Origin of the sequence: Pseudomonas antarctica, from assembly GCF_900624995.1 — a bacterium.
In the GTDB taxonomy this organism is placed as follows: domain Bacteria; phylum Pseudomonadota; class Gammaproteobacteria; order Pseudomonadales; family Pseudomonadaceae; genus Aquipseudomonas; species Aquipseudomonas antarctica.
In genome coordinates this window covers 1-9,197 of sequence record NZ_UYXQ01000138.1, presented here as the reverse complement: position 1 = coordinate 9,197, position 9,197 = coordinate 1, and the positions used below count along the sequence as shown (strand labels likewise).

Annotated in this window: 12 protein-coding genes and 1 pseudogene; 9 read left to right on the top strand and 4 right to left on the bottom strand. The window is 57.5% G+C overall.

Annotated elements, in window-relative coordinates; translation table 11 throughout:
- Nucleotides 1-253: 253 nt before the first annotated feature.
- The 6 genes from E0F99_RS31315 (at nt 254) to yfcF (ending at nt 4,137) form a co-directional block, all read left to right on the top strand.
- Nucleotides 254-547, top strand: a complete 294-nt coding sequence (locus E0F99_RS31315; protein ID WP_408003394.1) for a DUF924 family protein — start codon at nt 254-256, stop codon at nt 545-547.
- A gap of 201 nt (nt 548-748) precedes the next feature.
- Nucleotides 749-1,678 (top strand): hypothetical protein, encoded by a 930-nt coding sequence (locus E0F99_RS26750; protein ID WP_232000054.1) that lies wholly within the window; start codon nt 749-751, stop codon nt 1,676-1,678.
- A gap of 79 nt (nt 1,679-1,757) precedes the next feature.
- Nucleotides 1,758-2,087: a hypothetical protein gene (locus E0F99_RS30700; RefSeq protein ID WP_408003395.1), complete on the top strand. Its 330-nt coding sequence runs from the start codon at nt 1,758-1,760 to the stop codon at nt 2,085-2,087.
- A complete protein-coding gene (locus tag E0F99_RS26740; protein ID WP_083358131.1) occupies nt 2,084-2,242 on the top strand; it encodes a DUF924 family protein in 159 nt (52 codons plus the stop codon). The genes E0F99_RS30700 and E0F99_RS26740 overlap by 4 nt, the downstream gene beginning before the upstream one ends.
- A 202-nt stretch (nt 2,243-2,444) precedes the next feature.
- Nucleotides 2,445-3,338 carry a type 1 glutamine amidotransferase family protein gene (locus tag E0F99_RS26735; RefSeq protein ID WP_232000055.1) on the top strand — a complete coding sequence of 298 codons (894 nt, stop codon included), beginning with the start codon at nt 2,445-2,447 and terminating at the stop codon, nt 3,336-3,338.
- Nucleotides 3,339-3,504: 166 nt separating this feature from the next.
- Nucleotides 3,505-4,137, top strand: a complete 633-nt coding sequence (gene yfcF, locus E0F99_RS26730) for a glutathione transferase (RefSeq protein ID WP_083358132.1) — start codon at nt 3,505-3,507, stop codon at nt 4,135-4,137.
- A gap of 4 nt (nt 4,138-4,141) precedes the next feature.
- Here yfcF and E0F99_RS26725 read toward each other — a convergent pair whose 3' ends face one another.
- Nucleotides 4,142-4,387, bottom strand: coding sequence for a hypothetical protein (locus tag E0F99_RS26725; RefSeq protein ID WP_083358133.1), 246 nt, complete (start codon nt 4,385-4,387; stop codon nt 4,142-4,144).
- A 143-nt stretch (nt 4,388-4,530) separates the two neighbouring features.
- On the opposite strand from E0F99_RS26725, the gene E0F99_RS26720 reads away from it, so the two are divergent.
- Nucleotides 4,531-5,175: an ATPase gene (locus E0F99_RS26720; RefSeq protein ID WP_083358134.1), complete on the top strand. Its 645-nt coding sequence runs from the start codon at nt 4,531-4,533 to the stop codon at nt 5,173-5,175.
- Between the two features lie 46 nt (nt 5,176-5,221).
- Nucleotides 5,222-5,563, top strand: a complete 342-nt coding sequence (locus tag E0F99_RS26715; RefSeq protein WP_083358135.1) for a hypothetical protein — start codon at nt 5,222-5,224, stop codon at nt 5,561-5,563.
- 146 nt (nt 5,564-5,709) lie between these two features.
- Here the strand turns inward: E0F99_RS26715 and E0F99_RS26705 are convergent, their stop codons facing one another.
- Complete coding sequence (locus tag E0F99_RS26705; protein ID WP_083358136.1) at nt 5,710-6,456, bottom strand: creatininase family protein; 747 nt, start codon at nt 6,454-6,456, stop codon at nt 5,710-5,712.
- Between the two features lie 30 nt (nt 6,457-6,486).
- Nucleotides 6,487-7,200, bottom strand: a complete 714-nt coding sequence (locus E0F99_RS26700) for a murein L,D-transpeptidase catalytic domain family protein (protein ID WP_083358137.1) — start codon at nt 7,198-7,200, stop codon at nt 6,487-6,489.
- Nucleotides 7,201-7,239: 39 nt separating this feature from the next.
- Here E0F99_RS26700 and E0F99_RS26695 point away from each other — a divergent pair, with 39 nt between their 5' ends.
- Nucleotides 7,240-8,826 (top strand): L,D-transpeptidase family protein, encoded by a 1,587-nt coding sequence (locus tag E0F99_RS26695; RefSeq protein ID WP_083358138.1) that lies wholly within the window; start codon nt 7,240-7,242, stop codon nt 8,824-8,826.
- Between the two features lie 111 nt (nt 8,827-8,937).
- Here E0F99_RS26695 and E0F99_RS26690 read toward each other — a convergent pair.
- Nucleotides 8,938-9,197: pseudogene (locus tag E0F99_RS26690) on the bottom strand (AAA family ATPase); the annotation flags it as partial.

Below are 9,197 nucleotides of genomic sequence, written 5' to 3'. Positions count from 1 at the left end.
GCTTTAACACCCGTGGCTGGTCGGAAACGGAAGCGGCGTTGAGTCATATGGTCACTGCTGCGCGCCAACTGCGGGCTGAACTGGCGTAACGCGGGGTAAATAAACATGTGGGAAGGGGCTTGCTCCCGATAGCGGTGGGTCAGCTGGCAAATGCGCTGGCTGAAACTCCGCCATCGGCGTCAAGCCCGCCCACAGTGGCTCTTCAGTGTTGCGCACATCATGAAATTGCCAGCGTCGCTCCATGAGTACGTGAATGCGATTAATTCTCAATGAGTCCTGGGCGCGTCAATCGTCCGGGTTCGGCAACTGTTCGCAGACGTTCATCATTCGTGACTTGCCACTGAACACCGATGACATCGCCTTCAACGGTCCGTATGGGGATTGCCCCGCCAGCTCGTTACCACTCGCCAGTGCCTACCCTTGGGCCAAAGAACCCGCGAACATCATTGAATGGTTCGGGCGCTTTCCCCATCGCAATGCGGTGTTGGGCCTTACGGCTACTGATCAGGAGAGTGAATGCCTGACGGTTAGAGGGTTTACGGGTTAAGCCTGATTCTATCGGTATTAATGAAGGGCTGTTTTTACAGCGTTTAGGTAAAAAGAACCTGTTAATTATGACAGTAGACAGCACGCGGGGTCAGGTATGTAGTGTTCGCACTTCAGTCTCCGCCAGGAACTGATGAACACCGATGATGCGTTATTCACCCGCCTGTGCGCTGAGCGCTCACGGCCCACAGGAGTATCAATCATGTCTGATTCAACCCAATGCCACTGTGAAGTGTCCTGCACGAAGAGTCGTGAATGTTGTGACAAGCACTCTGGCCACTGTTCTGAACACGGTGCAGAGATACAGGTGCATGTACACATTCACCGACACCTTCACTGTTGTCCGTCCAAAACGGTTTGTTCGGTTGAGCAGCCCGCTGAAAAAACAGATCAGAAACTCGATCAAAAACCGGATAACCCAGTTAAGCCAATTGAACTACCTGTCATCAGGTTTGGCTTTTATGGTGTTGCAATGGGCAGTCCCCATTACCCAGAGTTAATGGTGCAGGTTAACGCGCCTTCAAATTATGGGGTGGGTGGGGTTTATAATAAAATTCGGGCTGTAACAACGTTGGATGCATCAAAAGATATTATTTCCTCTGCGTTAACAGCGGCTCAGTTAAAGGCGACCTATGATGTGCTTTCTGTCGGTCTGCATGGCAGTCCATTTACAGTGGCGGAAGCCGTCAGGCTGAAAGAGTATGCCGCGTTGGGAGGTGTTGTATTATTGACGTGTGATGGGGCCACGACGGCGGGGATGACGAATGTTCTACAGCAGTTTGGACATACGGGTGTCCTTACGAAAGCCACTGCTGTGGCGTACAGTGGCGTAGCCTCTGCGACGGAAAGGTTAAGCAGCTATTTTGGTGACTCGTCTGGCGTAACGCTCAAGGGGCACTCATTATTGGTGGTAACGTCTGGGCAACCTCCCTCGGGTAGCAGGGTGTTAGCCACCTCGGGTTCCAATCTGCTTTTCTGGACTGTAGGCGCTACTGAGGGCCGAGTGGTTGCGATGAGCCATTTCAGCCTTACGCAGTTTGATGTGGCTGGGACTGAAATAGATAACGGGCAGGAGAGATTCTTGAACAATATGATGGCCTACCTCTTTGATAAGGTGTTGGAAAAACGCTAGCAGGTAGGTAAACAGGTAAAGGCGTGAAGCAAGTCGGCTGCTCTTATCCTGCATGTCGATAATGTAAGCGCCTTAGACGATGCTGTTGCACGGTAGGTATTGCTGCCGGTCATACCTCCAATCAAAGCATGCATTGTCATCTCGGCCGCCGATCTCGCAGGTTGGGCGCTCACTCAAGGATACCCGTTACGAATCCACGCGCGTTGCGCCTGTAGGTAGATGCCCAATTCACCAGCCCTACGCCATCTCGGCGTTCGTCACTCTGCACGAAAAAGGCCTGGCCTTCGAAGCCGTCGCACTGGACCTGGACACCGCACAGAACCAGACGGCGGACTTCGCTCAGCGCTCCGTAAACCAGCGCGTGCCCACGCCTGTCCAGGTCTTCCCAATCCGGCATGCGTTGAGTTGAGTCAGCGTCTGGATGCCAGTCGCTACCCTTGGGCCAAAGAGCCCGCAAATATCATTGAACGGTTCGGGCGGTTTCCCCATCGCAGTGCGGTGTTGGGCCTTACGGCTACTGATCAGGAGAGTGAATGCCTGACGGTTGGAGGGTTTGCGGGTTAAGCCTGATTCTATCGGTATTAATGAAGGGCTGTTTTTACAGGGTTTAGGTAAAAAAGAACCTGTTAATTATGACAGTAGACAGCGCGCGGGGTCAGGTATGTAGTGTTCGCACTTCAGTCTCCGGCAGGAACTGATGAACACCGATGATGCGTTATTCACCCGCCTGTGCGCTGAGCGCTCACGGCCCACAGGAGTATCAATCATGTCTGATTCAACCCAATGCCTACGTGAAGTGTCCTGCACGAAGAGTCGTGAATGTTGTGACAAGCACTCTGGCCACTGTTCTGAACACGGTGCAGAGATACATGTGCATGTACACGTTCACGCGCACCATGCCTGCTGTTCGTCTGTGCCGATTAAGCGGGTTGATCCGGTTGACCCGGTTGCGTTACCGGTAACATTGCCAGTCATACAGTTAGGTTTCTCAGAGAACACAATCATTGATTCTAAGTATTCAAATTTCAAGCAGCAGGTTGAGGCACCTTCAAATTACGGCCCGGCAGGAATATATAAAAAAGTACAGGCAGTTAACACGGCCAATGCATCGGCTGACATCCTCGGCTCGCCTGTGACTGCGGCTGAACTAAAAGCCAGATATGATGTGCTGCTGGTGGGTCTTTTTATGAGCAGCTTTACAGCTGCAGACGCCATTAGATTGAAGGAATATGCTGAGCGAGGGGGCGTTATACTATTGGTCTGTGACCATTCTCCGACGGCCGGTGCGATCAATGTCCTCCAGCAATTTGGGCATGTCGGTACCCTGACCGGAACGTTTGCGCAAAGCTACACGGGAGTGTCCTCGACAACAGAGTATTTAAACACTTATTTTGGCGACTCTTCTGGCATTCCGTTAAAAGGCTCTGGCGCCTTCGCAATCAGCGCTGCACAGCTTCCTGCGGGGAGTAGGGTCTTAGCGACTGTTGGCACTAATGTGCTTGCCTGGACTGTAGGGGGTACTCTGGATAGGGTCGTTGCCGTCAGTGATATAAATCTTGTGTCGTATGACATTACAGGCACTGCGGTCGATACCGGGCAGGAGGTGTTTTTAAATAATATGATGGCTTATCTATTTGATCAGGCGTTGAAAAGCGCTTAGGAAAAGCGCTTAGGCGTGGCTGATGGTTGGTTGTTTACGTATCGCCAGCAACAGTACGTTCCGTGTGCTGTTGGCATTCCCCCCAGGAATGCCCCCATAAAAAGCGCGCATTGTTATACTTGCCGCCAATCTCGTAGATTGGGCGCTCACTCAAAGAGACCCCGCTATGAATCCACACGCGCTGCGCTTATATGTAGATGCCCAATTCACCAGCCCCTATGCCATGTCCGTGTTCGTGACCTTGCACGAAAAAGGCCTGGCGTTTGACACGCATACCGTCGACCTGGACAGCGCACGACACAAAGCTGGGGACTACGCCCAATTGTCCCTGACACAGCGCGTGCCGACGTTAGTGGAAGGCGACTTTGCGCTGTCGGAATCTTCCGCAATCACCGAATACCTGGAGCAGGCCTACCCCGAAACGCCGGTGTACCCCAGCGGGCCAAAACAGCGGGCGAAGGCGCGACAGGTGCAGGCGTGGCTGCGCAGCGACTTGTTGCCGATTCGCCAGGAGCGTTCGACGTTAGTAGTGTTCTACGGGCAGAGAATGCCGCCATTGTCGCCCGACGGCGAAGCGGCCGCGCGTAAGCTGATCAATGCGGCGCAGGCATTGCTGGCAGGCAATCCCAAGTATTTGTTCGGCGACTGGTCAATTGCCGATGTGGACCTGGCGGTGATGCTCAACCGCTTGATCCTCAATGGTGACAGTGTGCCGGCCGAGTTGGTGGACTACGCGCGGTGCCAGTGGCAGCGGCCATCAGTGCAGGCGTGGGTCGACCTGCAACGCCCGCCGCTCTAGCGGTTTACAGCCATTCGTGGGCCACGCGCCGATCCAGGTCTTCCCAGTCCGCCATGCCCAGCACCCGTGTGGTGTTCAGGCCCCGTAGGTAGCCGCGCAGTTGCTGGGCGCTGGCGTTGCACTGATCGGCATCGGCGGTTTGATCCTGCAGCACGTTTTCATAATCGACCAGGTAATCGGCGACCCGCTCGCGAAACTCCGGCAATACGGCTTCGCGGATGCGGTCGAAGGTTTTCTGGTGGGGCTTCATGGCGTGGTCCTTATAGTTTTATAGAGATCGATATACCCGACACTATCGGTTCAAATGATAGTCACCATCAAGCATCGCAAGTTCTGTTTTTATGCCAAAAGCGCAGAATCACCCCATCGAGACGCTGTTCAAGGAAATGCGCGATGAGGACGATAATCCAACTGGGTTTAATCATGCTGATGCTCGGCACCACGGTGCTGACCAACCCGGCAATTGCCGATGATCTGCGTACGGGCCATTTGCTGGCACTCGCCGGTAGCGTAGACTCCCTGCAGCACGCGCAGTCGGTGGGGGTGTTGTACAGCGAAAACACCCGCGACAACCTCAGCTACCTTGAACGCTACCACGCCATGGCCATGAACGGCGCCAAGGATGCCCTTGACGGGCGCATCCGCGAGGCGTTCGTCAACAGTTCAGACCCGGAACTGGCGATTGATTGGCTGATGAATTCATTGCAGGGCACTTTTCGCAGCGTGACGGTCTATAGCAGCCTGGATGAACTGGTGCAGGCGCACCCTGATGTGGTGGTGATGCTCGACACCCATAACCAACTGCTGACCCAGCGTAACGACCAGGTCGAGGCGCGTTTTGTTGCTCGGTTCTATGATGCGGACCTGCAATACATCGCTAAAGCCGAAGGCTCGGTGCACAAGCAGGTGCCATCGGTTTGGGTGCATGACAAGGCGGCCCCGGAAATTGCCGCGCAGATTGAACAGCAGCGTGATGTACAGCTCAATGCATTGAAGCAGTTTGATGCGTCGCTCAAGGCCCTGGTCCGCGCCGGGTGATGTGCGGATCGATGTGAACCCTATTGGTTAATTTTCAGGAATGTTTATGCGCTCTTTTTTTGTCCCGGCCCTGGCTTTTGCTTCCTTGTTGCTGACCGGTTGTATCACGGCTCCCAATGCTCCGACCCTGACGCTGCAAACGGACAAGACCCCCGAAAGCTATGTGCAATGTGTACTGCCCAAGCTTGAAAAGCACGGCATCAGCTCGACCGTGACGCAGAACTCACGCCACGCCAAGGTGGTGTTGACCAGCAAGATTGCCGCCGATGACGTGCTGGAAGCCTACAAGTCCCAGGACGGCACCAAAGTGTTCCTGTACGAGCGCAAGCCGCTGGCCTCGGCGATCAAGCCGTCGCGGCTTGAATTGGCGGCCCAGGACTGCAAGTAGCTAAAGGCAGTACACAGGTAGAATGTGGGAGCGGGCTTGCTCGCGAATGCGGAGTATCAGTCGATGCATTTACTGACTGACCCACCGCTTTCGCGAGCCAGTCGAATCGTCGCACCACCGCTCCCACATTTTGCTTTGTCTAGTGCTTAGGGTTTTGCTTCGCGACTGAAGCTGTTCACGGTCTTGACCAGCCCTTTAGCCGCCAACGCCACCAACTCACCGCCTTTTTCCACTGTCGCCAGCGCCGGGTCCGAACCCATGCGCCCGTCGGGGAAGCGTGCGCGGAAGTCCAGCGCCTCACGGATCGGCCCGGTGTTGGCGATTTGCGGCGAATAGTCGGCTGACTTGATCGCATCCGGGTACGCCCACTGCGTCACTGCGATTTCCGACGGCGTAGCGTGGCTACCGTGGCCGACCGGGAATTGGCGCTGCGCCAGGTCGGTGACGCCTTCCAGGTCCCACCAGTTCACCAGCTTCAGCGCGAACCCGGCCGGCCGGCGGGCGAAGCTCGCCTCGGCGTACAGCTCGGAAAACGCCGCTTCAATGGTGGCGATATTGCCGCCGTGGCCGTTCAGAAACAGGATCTTCTCGAAACCATGCCCGGCCAACGAACGTACCCAGTCGCCAATCGCGGCGATGAAGGTGCAAGGGCGCAGGGAAATGGTGCCGGGAAAGCCCAGGTGGTGCTGGGCCATGCCAATGTTGAAGGTCGGGCCGATCAGGATGTCGGCATTCTTTTGCGCCTCATGGGCGATGATCTCCGGGCACATCCAGTCAGTGCCCAGAAGGCCGGTGGGGCCGTGCTGTTCGTTGGAACCGATGGGAATCACCACGGTGCGGCTGCGTTCCAGAAACTGCCCGATCTCGATCCAGGTGGATTGGTGTAAAAGCATGCGACGCTCTCTCTTATCTGTGGGGACAGGCTAACCACCACGGATTGTACGACTACTCGCCACCTGTTGGGGCTTGCAGTTGAGATAGGTTGAAGACTTCAACCAGCGCTGGTCCGGGTACCAGGAAAACATGAACTGCCCATCCTTGAGCTTATCCACCACCTGGCGCGCCACCTGCGGGCGTACGGCCGGACAGCCCTGGCTGCGACCGATACGGCCTTCGCGCTTGCTCCACGCGGAATTGACGTAGTCGGCCGCATGGATCACCAGCGCGCGGTCACGCGCCTGATCATTAAAGCCGGGCTCCAGGCCGTCCATGCGCAGCGAGTAGCCGTGAGCGCCGAGGTAGCTTTCCTGGGTGCGGAACAGCCCCAGGCTGGACTGGTGGCTGCCTTCGCGGTTGGAAAACTGGGTGGCGAAGTTTTCCCCGGATTTCGCCCCGTGGGCCACCAGGTCGCGCAGCACCAAGGTTTTTTTGCGTAAATCGAAGATCCATAGCCGACGAGCGGTCGAGGGCTGGGAATAATCAATAACCGCTAGGCGCTCTGAGCGTTCCTCACCGTTATTGACCGCGCACTGCATGGCGCTCAGGGCGCTTTTCAATACAGTGGGATTGAGTTCTGGAGCCGAGCGCGCCAGGCTGCTATACAAGTTAGGAGGATTCCCATTGGCGGCGAGCGCAAAATTGCTCAGCGTCGCCAGGGTGACGGTGATCAAACCGAAGCGGCACATAAAAGTCAGCATCTACAAAGCGTCCCCCGCTGTGGATTGGAGCCCAGTCAATTGTTCAAAAAACACGCATGTTACTTGAGCATTTGCCTGCTCGTTGCACCACTGGTCGCGACAGCCGATGAGCTGCCGGTGGATCCTGTACCTGTGGCGTCTACAAGCCCGGTGCAACAGGCCCTCGCGCAGTTGCCCGGCGTTTGCCCAAGCCTTGTTCCCCACATCGACGCGGCGACGCAATCGCGCCTGCAAGCGTTTTACCAGCAGCAGGGTGATGTGCCGCTGTGGTCAGACGATGCTCGCCGCCAAGCCTTGCACACACAGTTGCTGATGCTGGCCGACGACGGCCTGGACCCCACTCACTATAGCCTGCCCACGGCGGACGCCGCGGCCAACGTGCTGTGCAGCGATATCGACGTCAGCCGCCAGTACCTGCAAGCCCTGCAGGATCTGCATTATGGGCGCCTGCAGCAATCACGCTTCGAGCCGCTGTGGCATTCCCAGCCGCCGACCCGCGACCCGAATACCGAGGTGCTGGCCTTCGCCGCCAGCGGCTTGCAAGACATGGCCCACGCTTTTGATCAGGCGCGCCCCAGCGCCGACCTTTACCGCAGTTTGCGCAATGCCTATGCCACCGTGCGCCTGCAACCGTTGCCGCATTGGGACCCGGTCGCCAGCGGGCCATTACTGCGCCCCGGCATGGAAGACCCACGCGTGCCGGAACTGGCGCAGCGCTTGTACCGCGGTGGCTACCTGGCCAACGCGCCCAGTGGCAATGGCAAGCAATACCGTGATGAACTGGTCAAGGCGGTCAAGGCCTTTCAGCTCAGCCACTCGTTACAGGCCGATGGCGTGATCGGCGCCGGCACCGTGGCCGAGCTCAACATCAGCCCGGCGATGCGCCGCGACCAACTGCGTATCAACCTGGAGCGTTTCCGCTGGCTGGCCCAGGACCTGGAGCCCGAAGGCGTACTGGTCAACGTCGCCGCCGCGCAATTGAGCGTCTACCAAAGCGGCATCCCTGTGTGGCAAACCCGCCTGCAAGTCGGGCGTGCCGAGCGCCAGACGCCGCTGCTCAAGTCGCGCATCACCCGGCTGACCCTGAACCCCACCTGGACCATCCCGCCGACCATCATGCGTGAGGACAAACTCCCGGCCATCCGCCTCAACCCTGAATACCTGCGCCAGCAGAACCTGCAAGTGCTCGACCCTGAAGGCCGCCCGTTGGCGCCTGAACAGATCGACTGGGCGCGCCCCGGCAATATTCTCCTGCGCCAGGACGCCGGCCCGCGCAACCCGCTGGGCAAGATCGTGATGCGCTTTCCCAACCCGTACTCGGTGTATTTGCACGACACGCCCAGCAAGCCGCTGTTTACCAAAGGGCCACGTGCATTCAGCTCGGGTTGTGTGAGGGTTGAGCAACCGTTGCTGCTGCGCGACCTGCTGGTGAGCCCGGCCGAACGCACGCGCACCGACGAACTGCTCGCCACCGGCGTGACCCATGAATTCAGGCTGGCCACACCCGTGCCGGTGCTGTTGGGGTACTGGACGGTGGAAGTCGATCGCCAGGGTGGGCTGGTGTACGCGCCGGACATTTATGGGCGCGACCCGGTGTTGATGAAGGCGATGGGGGCGGTGCTTTAAGGTCGGCTTACCTGTGGCGAGTGTGCTTGGTGTGGTGAGCGGGCTTGCGCGTTGGGGCGCGAAGCCGCCCTAAACTCAGGCGATGGGTTTACCTGAAGCACTGCGGCGGTTTTATTGGGGCTGCTTCGCAGCCCCACGCGGGGCAAGCCTGCTCGCCACGAATTTGATGTGCGTCAGCACCAACGCCACTGCCTGATCGGCTGTCACAAGCGCCGTATCGAGCGTCAGCGGCAGTTCACCCCAAGGCTCATACTCATGCGCCAATACCGACTGCCAAGTAGGCGGGACCAAGCCGGCAATATCACTTGAACGGCTTTCAACCCGGCGTTGCTGTTCTTGTTGATCCGAAACGATCACCTGAATATTCAGCC